The organism is Komagataeibacter oboediens, from assembly GCF_003207815.1.
GTDB classification, from domain to species: Bacteria; Pseudomonadota; Alphaproteobacteria; order Acetobacterales; family Acetobacteraceae; genus Komagataeibacter; species Komagataeibacter oboediens.
The window spans coordinates 1-19,174 of sequence record NZ_NKTX01000028.1; the positions used below are offsets into that span (position 1 = coordinate 1).

The 19,174-nt window shown below is 59.0% G+C and carries 22 protein-coding genes and 1 tRNA gene; 15 read left to right on the forward strand and 8 right to left on the reverse strand.

The window, feature by feature from the left end:
- Positions 1–885: 885 nt before the first annotated feature.
- From CFR80_RS11275 to CFR80_RS11300, 5 genes are all read right to left on the reverse strand, one after another.
- Positions 886–1,353, reverse strand: coding sequence for a hypothetical protein (locus CFR80_RS11275; protein ID WP_110507368.1), 468 nt, complete (start codon positions 1,351–1,353; stop codon positions 886–888).
- On the reverse strand, positions 1,350–2,069 hold the full coding sequence (locus CFR80_RS11280) for a DUF3800 domain-containing protein (RefSeq protein WP_110507369.1): 720 nt from the start codon (positions 2,067–2,069) through the stop codon (positions 1,350–1,352). The genes CFR80_RS11275 and CFR80_RS11280 overlap by 4 nt, the downstream gene beginning before the upstream one ends.
- A gap of 88 nt (positions 2,070–2,157) precedes the next feature.
- On the reverse strand, positions 2,158–2,415 hold the full coding sequence (locus CFR80_RS11290) for a hypothetical protein (RefSeq protein ID WP_146221640.1): 258 nt from the start codon (positions 2,413–2,415) through the stop codon (positions 2,158–2,160).
- A gap of 30 nt (positions 2,416–2,445) precedes the next feature.
- Positions 2,446–3,588, reverse strand: a complete 1,143-nt coding sequence (locus CFR80_RS11295; protein ID WP_110507371.1) for a type I restriction endonuclease — start codon at positions 3,586–3,588, stop codon at positions 2,446–2,448.
- 136 nt (positions 3,589–3,724) lie between these two features.
- On the reverse strand, positions 3,725–3,916 hold the full coding sequence (locus CFR80_RS11300; protein ID WP_110507372.1) for a ribbon-helix-helix protein, CopG family: 192 nt from the start codon (positions 3,914–3,916) through the stop codon (positions 3,725–3,727).
- 332 nt (positions 3,917–4,248) lie between these two features.
- Here CFR80_RS11300 and CFR80_RS11310 point away from each other — a divergent pair, with 332 nt between their 5' ends.
- From CFR80_RS11310 to CFR80_RS11360, 11 genes are all read left to right on the forward strand, one after another.
- A complete protein-coding gene (locus CFR80_RS11310) occupies positions 4,249–4,440 on the forward strand; it encodes a hypothetical protein (RefSeq protein WP_110507374.1) in 192 nt (63 codons plus the stop codon).
- Complete coding sequence (locus tag CFR80_RS11315; RefSeq protein WP_110507375.1) at positions 4,440–4,700, forward strand: hypothetical protein; 261 nt, start codon at positions 4,440–4,442, stop codon at positions 4,698–4,700. The genes CFR80_RS11310 and CFR80_RS11315 overlap by 1 nt, the downstream gene beginning before the upstream one ends.
- On the forward strand, positions 4,697–4,921 hold the full coding sequence (locus tag CFR80_RS11320; protein ID WP_110507376.1) for a hypothetical protein: 225 nt from the start codon (positions 4,697–4,699) through the stop codon (positions 4,919–4,921). The genes CFR80_RS11315 and CFR80_RS11320 overlap by 4 nt, the downstream gene beginning before the upstream one ends.
- Position 4,922: 1 nt before the next feature.
- The gene (locus tag CFR80_RS19870) at positions 4,923–5,045 is read left to right on the forward strand and encodes a hypothetical protein (protein WP_258367778.1); all 123 of its coding nucleotides are present in this window, start codon (positions 4,923–4,925) and stop codon (positions 5,043–5,045) included.
- Complete coding sequence (locus tag CFR80_RS11325) at positions 5,042–5,338, forward strand: hypothetical protein (protein WP_110507377.1); 297 nt, start codon at positions 5,042–5,044, stop codon at positions 5,336–5,338. Before CFR80_RS19870 ends, CFR80_RS11325 begins: the two co-directional genes overlap by 4 nt.
- The gene (locus CFR80_RS11330) at positions 5,335–5,664 is read left to right on the forward strand and encodes a hypothetical protein (protein ID WP_110507378.1); all 330 of its coding nucleotides are present in this window, start codon (positions 5,335–5,337) and stop codon (positions 5,662–5,664) included. The genes CFR80_RS11325 and CFR80_RS11330 overlap by 4 nt, the downstream gene beginning before the upstream one ends.
- 619 nt (positions 5,665–6,283) lie before the next feature.
- Positions 6,284–6,535 carry a hypothetical protein gene (locus CFR80_RS11335; protein WP_110507379.1) on the forward strand — a complete coding sequence of 84 codons (252 nt, stop codon included), beginning with the start codon at positions 6,284–6,286 and terminating at the stop codon, positions 6,533–6,535.
- A 359-nt stretch (positions 6,536–6,894) separates the two neighbouring features.
- Positions 6,895–7,242 (forward strand): hypothetical protein, encoded by a 348-nt coding sequence (locus CFR80_RS11345; RefSeq protein WP_110507381.1) that lies wholly within the window; start codon positions 6,895–6,897, stop codon positions 7,240–7,242.
- Positions 7,239–9,779, forward strand: a complete 2,541-nt coding sequence (locus CFR80_RS11350) for a DUF927 domain-containing protein (RefSeq protein ID WP_110507382.1) — start codon at positions 7,239–7,241, stop codon at positions 9,777–9,779. Before CFR80_RS11345 ends, CFR80_RS11350 begins: the two co-directional genes overlap by 4 nt.
- Before the next feature lie 288 nt (positions 9,780–10,067).
- Positions 10,068–10,568, forward strand: coding sequence for a hypothetical protein (locus CFR80_RS11355; protein ID WP_258367779.1), 501 nt, complete (start codon positions 10,068–10,070; stop codon positions 10,566–10,568).
- A gap of 1 nt (position 10,569) precedes the next feature.
- On the forward strand, positions 10,570–11,370 hold the full coding sequence (locus tag CFR80_RS11360; protein WP_258367780.1) for a hypothetical protein: 801 nt from the start codon (positions 10,570–10,572) through the stop codon (positions 11,368–11,370).
- Positions 11,371–11,650: 280 nt separating this feature from the next.
- Here CFR80_RS11360 and CFR80_RS11365 read toward each other — a convergent pair.
- Positions 11,651–11,727 (reverse strand) — tRNA-Arg (locus CFR80_RS11365).
- Positions 11,728–11,784: 57 nt separating this feature from the next.
- Positions 11,785–12,903 carry an alpha/beta fold hydrolase gene (locus CFR80_RS11370; protein WP_029329670.1) on the reverse strand — a complete coding sequence of 373 codons (1,119 nt, stop codon included), beginning with the start codon at positions 12,901–12,903 and terminating at the stop codon, positions 11,785–11,787.
- A gap of 38 nt (positions 12,904–12,941) precedes the next feature.
- Here CFR80_RS11370 and CFR80_RS11375 point away from each other — a divergent pair, with 38 nt between their 5' ends.
- Genes CFR80_RS11375 through CFR80_RS11390 form a run of 4 tightly spaced genes read left to right on the forward strand, consistent with a single transcriptional unit; the run spans position 12,942 to position 18,274 of the window.
- On the forward strand, positions 12,942–13,157 hold the full coding sequence (locus tag CFR80_RS11375) for a zinc-finger domain-containing protein (protein WP_010515816.1): 216 nt from the start codon (positions 12,942–12,944) through the stop codon (positions 13,155–13,157).
- A gap of 14 nt (positions 13,158–13,171) precedes the next feature.
- Entirely contained in the window at positions 13,172–15,940 is a 2,769-nt protein-coding gene (polA, locus tag CFR80_RS11380; RefSeq protein WP_010515815.1) for a DNA polymerase I, read from the forward strand.
- Entirely contained in the window at positions 15,940–16,569 is a 630-nt protein-coding gene (locus tag CFR80_RS11385; protein ID WP_010515813.1) for an SCO family protein, read from the forward strand. Before polA ends, CFR80_RS11385 begins: the two co-directional genes overlap by 1 nt.
- Positions 16,570–16,585: 16 nt before the next feature.
- Entirely contained in the window at positions 16,586–18,274 is a 1,689-nt protein-coding gene (locus CFR80_RS11390; protein WP_010515812.1) for an ABC transporter substrate-binding protein, read from the forward strand.
- A gap of 195 nt (positions 18,275–18,469) precedes the next feature.
- Here CFR80_RS11390 and CFR80_RS11395 read toward each other — a convergent pair whose 3' ends face one another.
- Entirely contained in the window at positions 18,470–18,919 is a 450-nt protein-coding gene (locus CFR80_RS11395; RefSeq protein ID WP_010515811.1) for a DUF2501 domain-containing protein, read from the reverse strand.
- Between the last annotated feature and the right edge of the window lie 255 nt (positions 18,920–19,174).

A 19,174-nucleotide genomic window follows, 5' to 3' on the forward strand; every position in this document is an offset into this window, starting at 1 on the left:
TCGCAGGTAGTACCGCGTCCCTATCTCTTAAATCGCTCATGCTTCATAGCTGAACAAGACCAGAAGTATTCAGCAAGGCGTCAGTCGCCGGGAGCTTACGACCATAGGTAGGGTCACACATCTTGTCGATCCGATTTCTGTCTTGTTCGGCCTCAAATGGCCCGACTTGGCCCGAAGGAAAGAAACAGCCTGTCCGGGCCGTTTAGGGCCATCGCGGGCCGAGTTGGAACAAATCTGGACTGGCAAGATATGTTGCCCCATACGGGGCACCGGCCTGACTTGCATTCCATGCTCGACGTTGATGCGGGTGATCTGCTGGTGCGCCGCAATGTTTCGTGACCTATGAAGGGTTGACGGATATCTCTCTGATCGCAATGTATGGGGGGTCCGGTGAGGTGAGAACGGCTACCTCACGCACCTGCTAGCCGCAGGTAACTAATCTGGCACCTCTTATGCGGCAGAGAGGGCCGGCCCAAGAGATCGGGGATTGCGTCCCGCCCGGATACCATCCAGCGTCCAGCCAATGACCATTGTCACAAAGGCATACTGGTTGCGATGCAAGGGCATAGTGGCGGAAAGCCTTCGCCGCGTTTGTTTGCGATATACAAGAATGATGGCGGCTTTGCTCAACCGGGAGCGGGCAGCGATATCTGTCAGGCAACCAGAGGATGAGGTTCAGCATGCTCGACCTTGGTGTCAGCGCGGCGAACATTGACTATGACGGTTTCAATCATATTGGTCAGGCTGTCCACCTCCTGAACCTTGCTGGTTTTTTTTGACCTTGAAACCTTACGTTCATAGAGTTATATAGACCTTGTCTCACCTGCCATGTGTAGGCAGAGCATTCGAAGCCGTCCAAGGAAACTTGGGCGGCTTCAGTCGTTTTTAGGGGTTAGAAGCTAGAAAGGCGTCGCGTTCTTTTGTGAGTTGTGCAATGCGCCCTCTTTTCTCTGTGCAATACGCTGTTTTCAATAAATAGTAACCGTTACGATGTGAGAGAACCACTAGGTATTCTGTACGAAACCAGAGTAGCGTATTGGTCGCAGTGCCGCGTTGATTCTCCCAGATATCGATTTCGGGATTAGTTTCCGCATTTTCGATTACCCAACGTATCCAGCGAATTCGCTCACATCTACGTAGATCAGGCGTACGTTCGGTTTCTATCTGGCCTTCCTGTATCAGATGCCAAAAGGCAGCCCATCGGTTGTCAGTTTCTGGGAGACGGCGGCAACTTACTGAATTCCCGCGAAAGGTGAGGCCACCTTGCGCAATTTCAGTAATAAAGACCCGGTTCAGTTCGCTTTCATAAGCTGACCAGTCACTACAGAACCTGATTAGTTCAGGCGGCTTCATTCCGCCATCTCCCGTGCTCGCCAGACAAGAATATTGAATTTTGTCGCCGAAAAGGAGGAGGTGCAATTTAAAGCATTTGTTCCTAACCGCGTTTGGATTTTTGTGACGATGGCTGATTTGGCTTGACTAGTCTTGAGGCCACGATTGGCATACGTCAATGCGCCAATCAAAATATCAGTAATCTGCAGCAACTCGCTCTCGTGGCTACGAATTTGTTGTACACGCTGAATAGTCTGTTGATTAAAATCGTGAAGGGTATTGGCTAGTACTTCATGTAGTTTACGGGTTTTAGGACCACCACATGTGTCCTTTATGTCTAGATAGATGCAATATCGATGCTGTGCGCAAAAGATATGGCGCAACATGACAAAATACATCTTGTAGTACCAGTCATTGTGGGATTGGTCGAAGCGTGAGTGATCTAAAACTTGCTTGTCAGGGACAACGAGCCCACGAAAATTTAGACAGTCCTCGGAGAGGAAAAGGTCAATTAAACCTAAATAGAAAGATAGTTTTGCCGGTGAAATTTTAGTCCATTTTGCTTCAAATTTTGTGCTTAGTCCATGTGACATTTTCAATGTGCGAATTTTTTCTGCAACGTTCCGGACTGCGCTTTTAGGGCATGTTATTGCCCCCCAAGCCATGACTGGTACGCCATCATGCTCAAGATGACAGCTTTCGTCGCAATAGACATTGTAAAGAGGTATGTGAGTCATTCTGCGTCTTTCCTCAACCGCACCCCAGCCCCACCACCATTCTCCGCGATGAACTCGACCCCGGCCCTCCACCATTCCCTGCAGGGTATTAATGGAATGCCCCAAGCAGCATGGCCACAATAGCCCCGATGACCACCCATCCAAGAAGACCATTCCACAGTTTGTTTTTGCGGTAATAAACACGGTTGTAGGCGGCTTTCCTTGGATTGGTCAGCCACCCCCAACCGCGCGGGGCCTTAAAGCCGAGATTGTGCTTTATATAGCGTTTGTAGGATGTCCTTGCCGCAATCTTCTTTCTCAGGCTGGGAAGCCGTGGCCCAAAGCCCATTCCTCTTTTACGTGCCATCGCAGGAATGCCTTCCTGAGTTCGACACCACTACGCGTCAACCTTGGATCGCTTTCCTTTTGCCCCCATGGCTTCAACGCGGGCTTTAAACACACTGAGAAGCTGATTGTCTATGCCGCCCAGTTCATCTGATTCAAACTCCCCCCCAAATTCTTCACCGAAGTCGAACGTATATTTGACCCCCTTATCCTCATAAAAATCGAACAGACGTCCAGCCCGCTCCTTTCGGTAGAATACTACAAACTTTCCTTTGTAATCTTTATATTCAATACTGGTTATAGCATCGAATAATTCGTCACTATCTGCCAAGAACGCGAGTCGCCGTTTGGCATACTCATAAACTTCCAACTCGGTTTCTGTCGTGATGATACCATCTGTGGGTTTTGCATCGGGATCTACCTTCGGGACATCGGCAACCAGAACCGGCTTGTCAGCTTCCTTGTCCTTTACTGGGAGGTCTAGTCTTTGGAGAATGCGAAGGTTCACGAATTCAGCGAAGGCGCTTTTTGTCAGGTCCGTATATTCGGCGACTGCCTTGGCGCGAATATGCTTGAGGCCAATATTTTGCAGCAAAAGGCGCACAAACGCCTCACTGGGTGATGCTGCAAGATCCTCGATCTGCTGAACAAGATTTTGGAAAACCAGCTTGCGTTTGGCTTCTGCCCCGATATTTTCAGGATCGAAGTTGGACTTTTGAAGACTTTTCAATCCGTCAACAACGGAGTCCTCAATCTTCCCTTTTGCAATCTCCCGAAGGTCAAATGATAGAAAGGCGGTCGGGTCCATCATATTTGGCTCATCTGAGTCTGCATAGAACTCATAAACTAGGCCATCAGTGATAACGCCCATTTTTACTGTGTGGGCTGCATTAAAATATGACTTTAACTGTCCTCGGTCATCTTTTAGTGGCGCACCTAGTGCCTTGCACTCGATTGCAATTACCGGCTGTCCTTCACGAAGGACAGCATAGTCCACTCTATTTTTGTATTTTTCTGAAAAATCTGCGTGATGTTCCGGGCATACTTCGTCAGGATTCATGATGTCATATCCCAAGAACTGCAAAAATGGCAGAACAAGGAACATTTTTGTGGCTTCTTCATTGCTACAACGCGGAGCAAGACCAACCATGCGTTCTGAAAATGCTTTAAACTTTTGTCGAAAATCGTCTGACATATTCGTCTCTCTTAGAAATTTTCTAAAAGTTACGAATTAAGGCAATTCTATGGAAATCTTTTCAGAAAATTACAGATATACGGTTTTTAAATAATATTTCCACACGCATTGAATCAAACGGGAAATTTGTTCGATTTTACTTTTTATCCGCCTCAAGCCCTTTCGCAATTAGGCGGCGGATGGCTTCTGCACGGGTGATGCCGTGACTGGCTGCCCATGCATCAATCAACCTCATTTCTTCATCGGTGACGCGAGCAGCTACATGAGATCGTTCGCCTGTTTTAGGCCGACCTCTGTTTTTTTGGTTACCAGTTATTGACGCTTTCATTTTTATTGGTTACCAAAAATGCAGGCCGGAAGGAAGCGGCAACTTCCAACCGGCCTTAACCACAACCGAACCGGAGTTTCGGCAATGGCTAATCGTGCCTATAGCACGCCCAGACACACATGGGCATGCCCCCGGCTGGGTACAAGCATACTCGGCTTCCTTTTTCCCAAAGCTGGGAAAAACCCCTTAATCACATCCGAGCATCTGGCAGCAGGGCTGATCGTCCCCGCGCTGCTCCTGCTCGCCCTGGCCGGGTTCGCTCAGCCGGAGGTTCTGCGTCACGGCGGCGCAAAACCCCATCCCACAATGACCGCATTGGCGGAGGTGGCCCGATGAGCGAGACACCACAGGACCGCGTGCATGCCATTGTGGGTGATCTGGGGTCTATGGCCGGAATGCTGGATGCCATGTCCTCCGCTTCCGCGCCGCTCCCTCTGGAATGGTTGCAAGAATGGGTTGAGCGCCTTCATATCGAACTGGATGAGGCATGGGCGGCACTTCCGCGTGGCGAGGGGGTTGCATAATGACCAGCCCCATCCGCAAGGCCACGATGGCCGCCCTTGGTGCTGATCGCCGGTGCTGGAAAGAACCCGCCACCTCCGATGCGGAAACACAGATGCGGCGCTTTGGCGTGGCCTACCGCAAAGCCATCCGCACACGCGCCCGGACCCTTGCCGATCTACAGGACAAGGCCCGGCTTGTAATGCTGTGCAATCCGAAGCCCGACACGATAGAGGGCAGCCTTGCCCGTGACATTCTGGCAATGAAAGGCGGTGAGGAATGAGCGACCTCCTACAGATCGACATCAAGCAGGTCAGGGCTGCCCAAGACGCCAGCCGGTCGCTTGCACGTCTTGCCATTCTCATGCGCTGGGCAGGTGAAGGGTTGGCCACTGCCAGCCGGTCGGACCTGACCCCGGCGCAGGCCCGATCCTTCGGGCTGGCTGTCACATGGGCTGGTGAAGAAATCGAGCGGCAATGCACCGCCATTGATGAGGCGATTTGAGATGAAGCGCCTCTTTATCAATACCGCCCTGTTCGTTCTGATCCCCCTTACCGGCATCGCCGTCCGCATCAGTGGCGCGATGGTCCGGCTCTCAAACCGCATGTGGCAGGAGGTGAAGCCATGACGCCGGATGAAGCATATGCCACGCTGTTCGGGGTGCCTGACCCGATCCAGAGCGGAAAACAATGGGCCGATGCTGTGTGGGGCGTGGACGGTCTGTCCTTACAGGAAGCGAAAAGGCTGGTGCAGGCGGAAGCCGAGGCCATGCGCAACAGGCTGAAAGACGCCCCCTGTGCCCGGTTTGAGCATGAGGGTATCCCGTTGGTGGACCGGCATGTGGATTATTTCACCGTTGCGGCCAAAGCGCGTCTGTATGACCTCTATATGGCCCGCCAGCATCACAGGGGGCACGCATGAGCCGCCCCGCACGCACATGGTCTGCCCGCGACCTCCGCCGGATTGAACACCTCCGCAAAGAGGGCCGGTCATGGCGCGAGGTAGGCGAGGCGATGGGCAGCAGTTCCGCGTCCTGCCACCGGGCATGGCGTGCGCATACCGCGCCGCCCTGCTTCGCCACGCCCGACCGGCTGGCGGCCATACAGGCTGCCACCACGGAAATCAGTGTCATGGCCGGGATACTGGCCCGTATGGCGGAGGGAGACAAACAGACCGGCACTGAACTGGCATGGCTGGCCGATGGAATCGGTCGATATGCACACGCCATCGAGGACTGCATTTCATGAGCCGCCTTATCGGCATCGGGCTTGCCCAAGGATGTGACGCTTGGTGCGAAAGCCGGGGTTCCTCAATAGGATTGTCCAATCTGTTCCGTTTTTGTGCTTTTTTGTCCATGTCTGTCCAAAATATAAAGCGCATCAAAATGATACCATATTGGATACAACATGCCCCTTGGAGGCCCATAGAAGCCCGTGGAGGCGTGTCTATGACGCACATGGTGTGGGACCAGCCCCACGACGGTCATTGTGCCGTGTGGAGACATAGGAGACTTCCTACGGCATTTCGTATTGGAACCGCTTCGTTTGGGGTGTATAGAGAATCAGTGGCGCGTGACTCGCTTCTTCGGGAGCGTGTCGCCAAAAGAAAAGCCGCCCGGTGTTGGCGCACCGAAAGCGGCTTCTCGTTGGTAGTGTCATTGCTATCAGGACGGCGGAAAACTGCCAGTCCGTCTAGGAGACTACAGGTTCCTCGTGGAAAGGGTTCCTTTCAATTTCCTAGACGGATTCTGGCATTCAAAACAAGACTTGACTTATGCTTCTCTGCGGATTCTAGCGTTTTATCCACATGCATAAAGTAGTGCCGACGCCCTGATAGCACCCTGAAACCCTTGGTTTGCGGTGCTTTATGACCGAAGAAAACGACGACCTGATTCCTTTTGCGGATGCAATCGCGGAACTGAATAGCCAGCGTGCGACTCGGGGCGCTGGCGATAGCTTCCATGCGATGACGACGGCTTACTCCTACGCGGCAAGCGGGATGATTCCCACAATCAAGCGGGGCCGCTTCCGCTTCGTGCGCCGGTCTGACCTGCCCGTCATTGCCACCCGTCTGCCTGTTGGCCGCACTGGCTGCGCGCCCTCCCACGCTATGGTTTGAGGGGGTGCGCGTGACTGCTGGCGGCAATGAGAAGGCACCTCCGCATTACGTATCGGTGAATGGGTGGGTGGCGCGGACGGGCATGTCCCGCACGCAAACATATCGTAAGCTGAATGACGGCAAGCTGATCGCAAAGAAGCTGGGAAGCCGGACGGTGATTGATTTCCGGGCGGGACTGGCATGGCTCGCGTCCCTTCCCAACGCAACATTCATCCCAAAAAGCAACGGCCCCCGTCATTAACTGAGGGAGCCGCGCCGGTGATGTATGCTGTCCAGAGGTCACAATCATCATACATCACCGGGGCTGGATTTCCCAAGTAAAATGACAGGTGGCACCTGAATAAGGTGGCAAGCCTGACATGGCAGAAACACATGCACACCCGGACTCCGTACACACGAATCCGGGGGGTAAGATAGACTTCCAGGCCGTCAACAGCGCAGCCCTTGGCGTGTTGACGGCCCTCCTCCTGCGCTGGCTGCCAGATGGCAGGCGTGAGGGGCACGAATGGGTATCGCGCAACCCGCGCCGGGGCGACCGTAACCCCGGCTCGTTCAAGGTGAACATGAATACGGGTCGATGGTCTGATTTCGCTACGGGCGACCGGGGCGGCGATCCCGTATCCCTTGCGGCCTATCTGTTTGGGCTGTCCCAGCTTGAGGCGGCACGGCAGTTATCCCTTATGCTTGGCGTGGAGGTGCAGCCATGACCGGCATTACCTCCGAAGCCAGCAGCCTTCCCGCAATGGCGTGCCTGTCTGGTGCGGCTCCGCTTGCGCCCCTGACAGATGAGGAAAAGGCGAAAGCCCAGACCATTGGTGGTGTGACTGGCGAACAGTGGGAGCCGATCACCCCCGCCCCCTGTGAACCTGAATTGCCGCGTGGTGCATCATTCCTATGGGTTTACCGGGATGCGGAGGGCCGCCCCCTCTGTGCCCGGTTCCGCAAGGAACGCGAGGACGGCGGCAAGGATATTCTGCCCCTGTCCTATGGCCGCCGTGTGTGGACGGACAGTAAGGGCAACCGTCATGACGGCACCGGCTGGCACTGGAAGCAGGGACGCAAGCCGCTGCCGCTTTATGGACTGGATCAGTTGGCGGCCTTCCCTGACGTGCCCGTGCTGCTGGTGGAAGGCGAAAAGACGGCGGACGCGGCAGCCCGTCTGTTCCCTGATTATGTGGTCATGACCTCCCAGGGTGGCAGCAAGGCGGCAGCCAATAATGACTGGTCACCTCTGGCGGGACGTAGCGTGACCATCTGGCCGGATAATGACGACGCTGGCAGCGGGTATGCTGATGCGGTCATTGCCGCCCTTGAGGATGCCGGGGCTGCGGTGGTGCGTACGGTGGCGGTCCCAGACAACCTGCCTCCCGGTTGGGATTTGGCCGATGATGTGCCGCTTGACCTGACAGGAGGAGAAGACACCTCCGATGTGGACTTCCTGCGCCCCTATCTGGATCAGGCCACGCCAGCCGTCGCAAACGTCAGGATGCCGCACGGTTACAGCATGGAGCGCGGGGGGCTGTATTTCACCGAGGAACAGGGTGGCGACCTGCCCCCGAAGAAGTTTTGGATATGCATCCCCTTCAACGTGATTGCCGAAACGCGGGACGTGGATGGCAACGGATGGGGCGTCCTGATTAGCTGGCTGGACCCGGACGGAAGGCCCCACCAATGGGCATTACCAAGGCGCATGGTGCATGGGGACGGCAAGGACATTGCCGGTGAACTTGAGGATGCGGGTTTCGGGTGCGCCGTCTCTGGGACGCGATTCCTTCGCCAGTTCTTTTCCTCCGTCCATACCGTGCGCCGCCTGCGCTGTGTCGATAAGTCGGGGTGGTATCATGACAATGGCAACGCCACCTTTGTCCTGCCCAATGGGGTGACGGTTGGCGCGGGGCGGCGTGATGTGGTGTTCCAGACAACCCGCATGGCACGGGGCGCGGAATACGGGACAGGCGGGACGTTGACGGACTGGCAGCGCGATATTGCCGCCTATGCCGTAGGCAACAGCCGCCTTGCCTTTTCCCTGTCTGTTGCCTTCTGTGGCCCCCTGCTTGACCTGATGGGCGAACAGTCCGGTGGGTTCCACATCGTGGGCAAGAGCCAGTCCGGCAAGTCCACATCCCTGTTCGCGGCGGGTTCGGTCTGGGGCAAGGGCGACCGTGACGGGCAGGTGCGTTCATGGCGCGGTACGTCCAACGGGACGGAGGGCATCGCGTCCGAGACCTCCGACACCCTGCTTGTTCTCGATGAGATGGGGCAGGCCAACAGCCGCGAAGTCGGTGAAATCACCTATATGCTGGCGAACAACAGCGGCAAGCAGCGTGCCGGGCGCAATGGCGAAGCCCGTGCCCGCAAGAGTTGGCGCGTGCTGTTCCTGTCCACCGGCGAAATCACGCTGGCAACCAAGATGGGGGAGGCCGGACAGCGCCCGATGGCAGGGCAGGAGGTTCGCCTTGTGAACGTGCAGGCCGATGCCGGGGCTGGGATGGGCCTGTTTGAAAACCTGCATGACATGGCCTCACCGGGCGACCTTGCCGATCATATCCGCCGTGCGGCCCGGACAAGCTACGGCACCGCAAGCCGTGCCTGGTTGCAGGCCCTTGTGATGGATCGCAATGAGGATGAGGCTGCCCTTACCGATACCATCAAGCAGATCGTGGCACGGTTTGAGGAACAGGCATTGCCTGATGCTGCCCCTGTCGATGGGCAGGTGCGCTCCGTGGTGCGACGGTTTGGACTGGTGGCTGCTGCGGGTGAAATGGCAACTGCGTATGGCGTCCTTCCGTGGCAGCGCGGGGAGGCCACGCGGGCGGCTCTGGTGTGCTTCCGTTCATGGCTGGATGATCGTGGCGGCACCCAGGCAGCGGAGGACAGGACCGCAATCGAACAGGTCCGCCTTTTCATTGAGGAACACGGAGAGAGCCGCTTTACCCTGCTGGGTGGTCTCGATGGTGATGGCGATGACAGCCGCTCCCGCACGATCAATCGCGCCGGATACCGCCGTAAGGTGACAACAGAGGGCGGTGCGGAGAAATGGGAATACCTGATCTTCCCCGCCGTGTGGCGTGAGGTCGTGTGTAAGGGACTGGATGCTAGGCGGGCCGCGCAAAGCCTTATCGCTGCCGGGTATCTCAATTCGGGCGGGGGAGGGAGTCCGACCTCCGTCATCAAAGACCCAGAAAAAGAAAAGGCAGCGCGTTTCTATGTCGTGAATGGCGAAATTGTGGACGGAGGTAACTGATGGCTCATCCGTCCTTGGTTACACGGGTTACACATTGCCCATTCCTTTGTGTAACTGGAAACAGGCTAGAAAAGTGCCGGAAAACAGCCAATCTGAAAACCAGTTACACTGGTTACAAGGGTTACACTGCATTTTACAGACCCCAAAATGGATTGGTGCTGTTTCCACCTGATAGCAGGCGGTCTGAGGGGCTGCCCTCCGCTGAGAACAGCGCAGATAACAGCGCGGGGCATCTGTTGAGAACAACGGGCCTGAACAGGACGCGCATTCACAGCGGAGGTGGGCATCATGGTTAGTGTCGCCCTTGCCGGACTGATGGAGTGGGCAAAGTCGGATTGCGCCCCAGCGATCCCGGACCCCTCCGCCCTGCTGGCGCAACTGGATGATCTTGGGTGTCGTGTCGTGCTGGTGGATGGGCAACCGGCCATAAGGGGCAATACCGCCGCCATCACCCCGGACCTTATCAGGATGATGAAGCACAGCCGGGACGCCATCATCCAGATGCTGGAAGCAGCAGAACCATCCCCAGCGCAGGCCCCAGCGCATGAAAATCGTTCGGGCATCCGGCTCGACCCAAAGACCGGCAAGCTGCACCTGTTCGGCGCACCAGACCCGCAATGGCTCAAAGAGCAGGGGTGGACATGGGATCAGAACCGCCACCGTTTCATGGCTCCCTATCCACACGACCGGGACGACGCCACGCCTGAACACATGATCGGCGGCGGCCCGCGCCTGCCTGATGACTACCCGCAAATCACCTATGCCCCAGACAGCAATGAGGACGCCTGACATGATCAATCCCAAATATGCAACGGCCCGCGCTGTGCCGACCGTGATGGCTGATCCCACAACACTGGACCCGAAGGCCGTGCGGTGTTTGTGGACGCGGCCTGTCCCGGCAGGGATGGGGGATGCAACCTATCTGCCATCTGTGGTGTTCGTGGACGGCACGGAATGCCCGCTTGCCTGTGCGATGGACGGGCTGGCGGCTCGCCAGTTCTGCCAGAAGATTGCCGCTGTCCATGACTGGCCCGTGAAGGATGGCCGCGCACTGGATGAAAGCCGGGAAGTCGCACAGGCCCGCATCATGGCGTCACTGGATGATAACGACCGCAAGACCGTTGATGGCGTGGGTATGGTGAACATGCCTGGCACAGGCAGGATCGCGGCCATGTTCGCGCATGATGCCGGACTGCCCTACGGATTCGCTATGGAGGCCGTAACGCGACGGCTTACGGCGTTGTTTCGCCAGATGGTCATACCGGGGCAGGACACGGACGAGCACAGGCAGGCGGCAATGGATGCAGCCACAGACAAGATGGCTGAACTCTACCGGGGCGAGAAGCCGCAACCGGGCCTGTCTGAACTGGGTACGCACGGCGCTGGCGTGGTGATTGCCGATTACTGCCATGACCGGAACCGGACAGACGATGACTACCAGCGTGCCTTGACGGCAACCCTTGAGGCATTGGGTGATTTGTGGACGGAGCGCGGCATCGGGGAAGTGGAGCGCAACCGCATGACCGATGAAGTGATGGATACCAGCCTGCGCCGCTGGTTTGCCCTCACAGGAAGGGTCGTGGCGGGGTGATGGCAGGCGGGCCGATAACAGAACGACCCACAAAGGAAATCAGGACAGGCAAGGGGCTTCCAGAAATGGAGGCCCTTTTTTTATGTGTATGGGTAACACCCGTACACCGACCTTCTTACTTTGTAGGCCAACCTTTTTCATTACGTTATCGAAACAATCATATCCCCCATCCTGCCTGCCAAAGCCATCCAAGCGGCAGTTTTAAGAGGGGTATTAAGGGGGGTAAGCCAAAAGGCGACCCCTGAAAAACGGCTATATTCTGCGATTTTCTGAAAATGAATGGCGGACTCGAAAGGATTCGAACCTTCGACCTTCGCCTTCGGAGGGCGACGCTCTATCCAGCTGAGCTACGAGTCCACGTCCGTCTGCATACATCGGGATCAGGTCAAACGCCACCCCTGAAATCAGGAAAAATCATTGCGGCGCGATCCAGTCCATCCATCCGGGCAGGATGGGCAGGGGCCCCGCGCGTCCTTTCTGATCCGCCATCCATGCTGCCGCCGCCATATCCCCGCCCGAAGGCAGGAAACTGTCCGGAGTGGTGATCCAGCTGGTCATGTCCGCCGTAACCCGGTTGGCATCCCGGCTGCGCAGCAGCAGGTGATAGCCACCGGGAATATAGTCATGCCGTGTGGCCTGTGGCATGCGCCGCCACGCCCGTGCCATGGCCGGGGCGGGAATGACCTGGTCATGGCCGCCGTAGATCACCAGCACGCGTCCGTGCATGTGCGCATCCGCCCGTGCCGCGCGGTGCATGAGGTCGGTCAGGCCGGACAGGGCCACCGTGCTGGTGTCACGCAGGGTCAGCGGGTCGTAATACAGGCGGGCCAGCGCCAGCATGTCATCGGCCGCCGTGACATGGACGGGTAGTTCATGGCCGCTCAGCCGCCATCGGGGAGCCAGCGCGGCAATCAGGTGGCTGGTCATGCGCGTGCCGGCATCAAGATCCCATACCGCCGGTGCCAGCAGGATATAGCCCGCCACGGGTGGCGTGTCGGTCTGTGACGCCAGCACGATGGCCAGCGCGCCGCCCATGCTTTCCCCCACGACATACAGCGGAACACCGGGATGTTCGCGCCCGATGGAGGTGGCAAGCGTGGACACGGTGCGCAGCAGGGTATCCGTTCCCACCCATCCGCCACGCTGCGCCGTCTGCCCGAAACCGGGCAGGTCCGGTGCGATGACGGTCATGCCCGCCGCATTCAGCGCGGGGGCGGGGCGTTCCCATGCATCGCGGCTGTCATTGAATCCATGCAGCGCAAGGATGACGGCATGTTCCGCCCCCCGTGCGGGCCAGATGCGCAGCGGCACCGCGCCGACGCCCGCAATCGTGACCGTGCGGTCCGCCGGGATCAGGCGTGCAAGGTCCGGGTGTCGTGCGGGGGTGGCGGGCGGTGCGGCTTCATGCGTGCTGCAGGCTGCCAACATCACAAAAAGCGCTGGATAAAGCAGGCGTGACAGGTGAGTGTTTGAAAGCACGGCAATCCTGCGTATCATCATGGACAAGGTGCATGCCCGTCCGTGGATGGACATGCAGACCAAAGCCGGACAACAACCCGAGGCCCGTCAAAATGCAAGCCCTGTCCCACGATCCCGTTCCGCACCCCCGTCTGGGTACGATTGAAACCATTGTCGTCGATTCGCGTACCCTGTCCTGTGACGGGGGCCTGGGCGCGCTGGGGCACCCGCGGGTTTTCCTGCGCATTGCCGACCACCAGACATTCTGCCCCTACTGTTCGCGGCTGTTCGTGCTCAGCCCCGACGCCCCGGCGGGCACCGGTCACTGACTGCATCCTGATACATGTCCAGCGACAAGCAGGTTCACCTGATCCTGGTGGATGGTTCGGGCTTCATTTTCCGCGCCTTCCACGCACTGCCTCCCATGACCAGCCCCGACGGCACGCCCGTCAATGCAGTCTATGGTTTTTCGAACATGCTGTCGCGCCTGCTGCGCGAACATGCGGGTACCCATCTGGCGGTCATATTCGATGCGGGACGCCATACCTTCCGCAATGACCTGTATGACGAATACAAGGCCCACCGTCCCGAACCGCCGGAGGACCTGCGCCCGCAGTTCAGCCTTGTGCGTGACGCGACAGCCGCCTTCGGCGTGCCGGCGCTGGAGGAAGCGGGCTGGGAAGCTGATGACCTGATCGCGGCCTATGCCCGCAAGGTGACCGATGCGGGGGGGCAGTGCACCATCTATTCATCCGACAAGGATCTCATGCAGCTCATCCGCCCCGGCGTGATGATGATGGACCCGATCAAGAACCGGCCCATCGGGGCAAAGGAGGTCGAGGCCAAGTTTGGCGTTACCCCGGACAAGGTGGCGCAGGTGCAGGCCCTGATTGGCGACCCGGTGGACAATGTGCCCGGCGTGCCCGGCATCGGTCCCAAGACCGCATCGGCGCTGATGGCGGAATACGGGTCGCTGGACGCCATACTGGCAGGTGCGGAGGGCATGAAGGCGTCCAAGCGGCGTGATAACCTGCTGGCCCATGCCGACATGGCCCGCCTGTCGCTGCAACTGGTGACATTGCGTGAAGACGCGCCGTGCCCCGAACCCCTGTCCGATCTTGCCTGCTGTGACGTGGACATGGCCCGTCTGGGTGCGTGGCTGTCGGATATGGGGTTTTCATCCCTGCTGCAGCGCATGGGGCTCAAGGCGAAGCCGCGCCCGCGCATCTCGGCGCATGATACGCCTGCCGCCCGGCCGGCAGGCGAACTGCCCCCGATCCCGCCCGAACCCTATGGCCCGTATGAAACGGTGACCGATCCCGAAGTGCTGCGGAAATGGGTGGAGCAGGCGCGCACCGGTGGCGTCTGCGCGGTGGATACGGAAACCGACGGCCTTGACCCGCTTACGGCGCCGCTGGTTGGCATATCACTCGCCCCGCAATGCGGCAGGGCGTGCTATATTCCGCTCAGCCACCAGGTTGACCTGATGGACAGCCTTGGCACGCCACAGATGCCCGTGAAAACGGCGCTGGACATCCTTGACCCGCTGTTTGCCGATCCGTCGGTGCTCAAGGTGTTCCAGAACGCCAAGTTCGACCTGCTGGTGCTGACACAGGCAGGCTGCGTCCAGCCCGCCCCGATTGATGACACCATGCTGATTTCCTACGCCCAGTCGGCGGGAAAGCATGGGCAGGGAATGGATGAACTCTCGCGTCTGACCCTTGACCATACGCCCATCCCCTATGACGAGGTGACGGGCACGGGGCGCAACCGGGTGGTGTTTTCCAAGGTGGATATCGCCCGCGCAACGCCCTATGCGGCGGAAGACGCGGATGTGACCCTGCGGCTGTGGCAGGTGCTCCGCCCGCAGCTGCGCACCAACCATGCACTGGCGTTGTATGAGGAAATGGAACGCCCGCTGGTGCCGATCCTGGCGGATATGGAACGGGCGGGCATTGCGGTCGATGCGGATGACCTGCGCGCCATGTCCGCCGAGTTTGCGCAGCGCATGGGCGTGATCGAGGCCGAGATCCATACGCTGGCCGGACGCGATTTCAATGTCGGCTCCCCCAAGCAGCTTGGCGAGATCCTGTTCGATGAAATGGGCCTGCCAGGTGGCAAGCGGACCAAGGCGGGCGCATGGGGCACGGATTCGTCGGTGCTGCAGGATCTGGCGGATCAGGGGCATGACCTGCCCGCGCGGATTCTGGCATGGCGGCAACTGGCCAAGCTGAAAAGCACCTATGCCGATGCACTGCTCAACCAGATCAATCCTGCGACGGGGCGGGTGCATACATCGTTCCAGATGGCGGTGACGACAACGGGCCGCCTGTCATCGAATGATCCCAACCTGCAGAACATCCCCATCCGCACGGAAGAAGGCGGCCGGATCCGCCGGGCCTTTGTCGCGGCACCGGGACATGTGCTGGTCTCGGCCGACTATTCCCAGATCGAACTGCGGCTTCTGGCGGACGTGGCGGACATCCCCGCATTGCGCGAGGCGTTTGAACTGGGGCAGGACATCCATGCCCGCACGGCGTCCGAAGTGTTCGGCATCCCGCTGGAAGGCATGGACCCGCTGACACGCAGGCGGGCCAAGGCCATCAATTTTGGCATCATCTACGGCATCAGCGCCTTCGGGCTGGGCCGTCAGCTTGGCATTCCGCCCGGTGAGGCACGGGGCTACATCGACGCCTATTTCGCCCGTTATCCCGGCATTCGCGATTACATGGAACGGGTGAAGGCCGAAGCGCGGGCGAAGGGGTATGTCACCACGCCATTCGGCCGTCGCTGCTGGGTGCCGGGCATTGCCGACAAAAGCGCCGTGCGCCGCAACTATGCCGAACGCCAGGCCATCAACGCTCCGTTGCAGGGGGGGGCGGCCGACATCATCAAACGCGCCATGGTGCGAATTCCTGCCGCCCTGTCGGATGCGGGGCTTGACGGACGCATGCTCCTTCAGGTCCATGACGAACTTGTGTTCGAGGTGCGCAAGGATGATGCCGATCGTCTGGCAGCCCTCGTCAGGCAGGTCATGGAATCCGCAGCCACCCTTTCGGTGCCGCTGGTCGTGGAAACCGGGACCGGAACGAATTGGGCGGATGCACACTGATGATGCGAAATGAACGGGACCGGTTCTTTGTTATTGTAGGGCTGGTCATACTCGCGGTTTCCTCGGTGGCCGGATATTTCGGCTACCGTTATTCCAGCAACGCCCCCGTGCCGCTGACCACGTACGGCAACCCCGTTGGCGGTTCGTTCCGTCTGATCAACGGGGCGGACGGATCGGTGATGGATACCGATTTCCGCGGACGGTGGATGATGATCTATTTTGGCGACACCCACTGCCCCGATACGGTCTGTGGCGCCACAGTCAAGGCGATGGCCGATGGGGTGGAGGCGCTGGGCCGTGACCGTGCGCATCTGGTGGTGCCCATTTTCATTTCCCTTGATCCCATGCGCGATACGACGGAAGTACTGCGCACCTATGCCCTGCGGTTCGGGACGCATGTCACGGTCATGACGGGATCGCCCAAGATGCTGGAAGCCGTGGCGAAGGAATACCACGCTCCCTACGTCCGCCATGATGGGGAAAATGGCGAATACAGCATGGAACCCGCCACCCAGATCGTGATCATGTCGCCCACCGGGCGGTATGCCGGCAGCCTGCCGTCCACCGCCACGGCGGCGGAGGTGACGGCACGTATGACGGAACTCATGAACGCACCGGGCAAGCACTGAAACAGCAGGACCGCGCATGAAGGCACCATGGCAGGCATCCGGCGCGGCCCTGTTCCTTCTGCTGGGGGCGGGAATGCATGGCCTGCCTGCCCGCGCGGCTGACGGTACGCAAGGCAGTCCCCACCGGGGGGGCACATTGCGGCTGACGGCGGTCACGTCCGCCGGTACGCTGGACCCGCAGGTCAATTACACCAGCCAGTACATGCAGCTTGTGGCTGTCATGTATGACGGCCTGCTGACCTATCCCAAGCTGGAAGGCCCGGCCGGGGCACAGGTGGTGCCCGATCTGGCGCAGTCCATGCCCGAACGGCTGGATGATGGGCGCACATGGGTGTTTACCCTGCGCGACGGCATCCGTTTTTCCGATGGAACCCCACTTACCGTGGCGGATGTCGCGGCGTCGTTTCGGCGGCTGTTCCGCGTGGGTTCCCCAACGGCGGGGTCGTTTTACGGGGGCATCCGTGGGGCGGATGACTGCCTGCGCGATCCGGCGCACTGCACGCTGGATGGTGGCGTGGAGACGGACGCGGCCACGCGGCGCATCACCATTCACCTGACCGCGCCGGATTCCGAATTCCCGCAAAAAATCGCGTTCGGGCATGCGGTGATCCTGCCCGCCAGTACGCCCGCGCATGACCTTGGCAACGTGGCGGCCCCCGGGACCGGGCCATACCGCATCGTGTCCTCCATCCCCGACCGGGGCATGCGGCTGGAACGCAATCCCTACTTTCATGAATGGAGCGACGCCGCCCAGCCCGACGGGTATGTCGATGCCATACAGTATGACTATGGCCTGTCGGAGGAGGATGCCGTCACGGCTGTGGAGCGGGGACAGTACGACTGGATGGCGGGACTGAAGCCACTGGACCGGCTGGGGGAAATTGGCGGGCGGTATACGGCGCAGGTCCATGTCTATCCGTTGTATGGGCTTATGTTCCTGCCCATGAACGTCAATATCCCGCCCTTTAGCGACATCCGCGCAAGGAAGGCGGTCAATTACGCGCTCGATCGCCGCGCCATGACCATCCTGTATGGCGGATCGGGTATTGCAGCCCCACTGTGCCGCATGGTGCCGCCCGGCCTGTTGCCCGGTGACGGGCAATGCGCATGGACCGAAGGGGCCGATCCCGACCATCCGGCCCCGCGCTGGACCCGTCCCGACATGACGCGTGCCCGCCAGCTTGTGCATGACAGCGGGACAGCGGGGCAGGACGTGACCCTGATCGTGCCAGCCACCGCCATGGGAACCAGCATGGGCACCTACCTGCGCGACATGTTGCAGGATATTGGCTACCACGCGCGGCTGCATCCGCTTTCGGCAGCCATGGAAATGTCCTATGCGCAGAACAGCGCCAACCATGTCCAGATCAGCCTTATGGGGTGGTATGCGGATTATGTGTCGCCATCCAATTTTGTCGATACGCTGTTCGACTGCGACAATTTCCATCCCGGATCCGACAGTTCGATCAATGTGTCGGGCCTGTGTGATCCGGGTGTGCAGGTACTGGTGGCGCGCATCCGCAACGAACACGACCCGCAGGTGATGCAGGATCTGTGGCGCAGGGCGGATGACCGGATTACCCGTCTGGCCCCCGCGGCCCCCATGATCAGCATAAGCTATGTTGACCTGGTGTCGCCCCGTTTGGGGAATTATTTTTCCACACGGCTGTACCACATGACGTTTTCACGGGTGTGGGTGCAGTAAGGGCGTGTTGATAATGAACTGATAAAAGTTTTTGGGTATCGCCTTTTTCAAAAAGGCGATGTTTCCTGAAACTACTACATGACGGCCCGATGTGTCCCTGGCGCAGGCTTTTCAGGCATCCCCCGACAATGGCAGCAGGCATTAAAAAACCCCGCCGGAAAACCCGGCGGGGCGGATACGGGGAGGGGGCCCGGATCAGAGCATGGACTTTGCGCGGGCTTCAACCTTCGCGCAGGCCTGCTTGCGGATGTCGGCCGATGCGTCTTCCAGCGAGATCGGCGCCTTGCCGCCCACCTTCAGCAGGCCGGTGGAACCGTCGGCATAGGACATGTTGCCCTTCTGGTTGGACGGCACGTCGTTGGTCTTCTTGTTCAGCGCCGCCAGGACCGGCCATGCCTCGGACGAGTTCAGGTAGTTGGACTGGATGCAGTAATTCAGGATACCGCCCAGATCGGCAGGCTTGGCCGAAGCCACGGCCGAATACACCGTGTCGGCCGACAGGGAACCGGGCTTGATCGCCTCGACCTGGTTTGCAACGCCGGCCCCGGTCGGCGGCGAGATTTCGGCGGCATGGGCCGCAAGCGGCGCGACTGCCAGAATTGTGGCAAATGCACCGGCAGACAGAACGCGACTGAACGACACCATATTGATTTTCCTTACATTGTTTGTCGGGCGGAACAGGGCTGACCGTCCCGCCATTTGTAAATCTGTGTGTCAGACATAACACGATGCGGCAGTCCGGTACCCGTGTGGCTGATATGTCTGGCATTCGGCTTTTCGATATATGGTCCCCTTGTCTGTTCAGGCCCGCGTTCCATAACCCCCTGTTGTCCGGTGGTATTTCGCTTTTCTGCGTGGCGGGTGCGGCGCGGGATCGTGACGGATGCCGGTCGTCAAGAA

Coding starts and splice junctions, on each gene's coding strand:
- CFR80_RS11280 (WP_110507369.1), bottom strand. CDS start 2,069: ATGACTCACATACCTCTTTACAATGTCTATTGCGACGAAAGCTGTCAT.
- CFR80_RS11355 (WP_258367779.1), top strand. CDS start 10,068: ATGGTTAGTGTCGCCCTTGCCGGACTGATGGAGTGGGCAAAGTCGGAT.
- CFR80_RS11315 (WP_110507375.1), top strand. CDS start 4,440: ATGACCAGCCCCATCCGCAAGGCCACGATGGCCGCCCTTGGTGCTGAT.
- CFR80_RS11295 (WP_110507371.1), bottom strand. CDS start 3,588: ATGTCAGACGATTTTCGACAAAAGTTTAAAGCATTTTCAGAACGCATG.
- CFR80_RS11275 (WP_110507368.1), bottom strand. CDS start 1,353: ATGAAGCCGCCTGAACTAATCAGGTTCTGTAGTGACTGGTCAGCTTAT.
- CFR80_RS11345 (WP_110507381.1), top strand. CDS start 6,895: ATGGCAGAAACACATGCACACCCGGACTCCGTACACACGAATCCGGGG.
- CFR80_RS11335 (WP_110507379.1), top strand. CDS start 6,284: ATGACCGAAGAAAACGACGACCTGATTCCTTTTGCGGATGCAATCGCG.
- CFR80_RS11385 (WP_010515813.1), top strand. CDS start 15,940: ATGATGCGAAATGAACGGGACCGGTTCTTTGTTATTGTAGGGCTGGTC.
- CFR80_RS11360 (WP_258367780.1), top strand. CDS start 10,570: ATGATCAATCCCAAATATGCAACGGCCCGCGCTGTGCCGACCGTGATG.
- CFR80_RS11370 (WP_029329670.1), bottom strand. CDS start 12,903: ATGTCCATCCACGGACGGGCATGCACCTTGTCCATGATGATACGCAGG.
- CFR80_RS19870 (WP_258367778.1), top strand. CDS start 4,923: ATGAAGCGCCTCTTTATCAATACCGCCCTGTTCGTTCTGATCCCCCTT.
- CFR80_RS11300 (WP_110507372.1), bottom strand. CDS start 3,916: ATGAAAGCGTCAATAACTGGTAACCAAAAAAACAGAGGTCGGCCTAAA.
- CFR80_RS11390 (WP_010515812.1), top strand. CDS start 16,586: ATGAAGGCACCATGGCAGGCATCCGGCGCGGCCCTGTTCCTTCTGCTG.
- CFR80_RS11310 (WP_110507374.1), top strand. CDS start 4,249: ATGAGCGAGACACCACAGGACCGCGTGCATGCCATTGTGGGTGATCTG.
- CFR80_RS11375 (WP_010515816.1), top strand. CDS start 12,942: ATGCAAGCCCTGTCCCACGATCCCGTTCCGCACCCCCGTCTGGGTACG.
- polA (WP_010515815.1), top strand. CDS start 13,172: ATGTCCAGCGACAAGCAGGTTCACCTGATCCTGGTGGATGGTTCGGGC.
- CFR80_RS11325 (WP_110507377.1), top strand. CDS start 5,042: ATGACGCCGGATGAAGCATATGCCACGCTGTTCGGGGTGCCTGACCCG.
- CFR80_RS11350 (WP_110507382.1), top strand. CDS start 7,239: ATGACCGGCATTACCTCCGAAGCCAGCAGCCTTCCCGCAATGGCGTGC.
- CFR80_RS11330 (WP_110507378.1), top strand. CDS start 5,335: ATGAGCCGCCCCGCACGCACATGGTCTGCCCGCGACCTCCGCCGGATT.
- CFR80_RS11395 (WP_010515811.1), bottom strand. CDS start 18,919: ATGGTGTCGTTCAGTCGCGTTCTGTCTGCCGGTGCATTTGCCACAATT.
- CFR80_RS11320 (WP_110507376.1), top strand. CDS start 4,697: ATGAGCGACCTCCTACAGATCGACATCAAGCAGGTCAGGGCTGCCCAA.
- CFR80_RS11290 (WP_146221640.1), bottom strand. CDS start 2,415: ATGGCACGTAAAAGAGGAATGGGCTTTGGGCCACGGCTTCCCAGCCTG.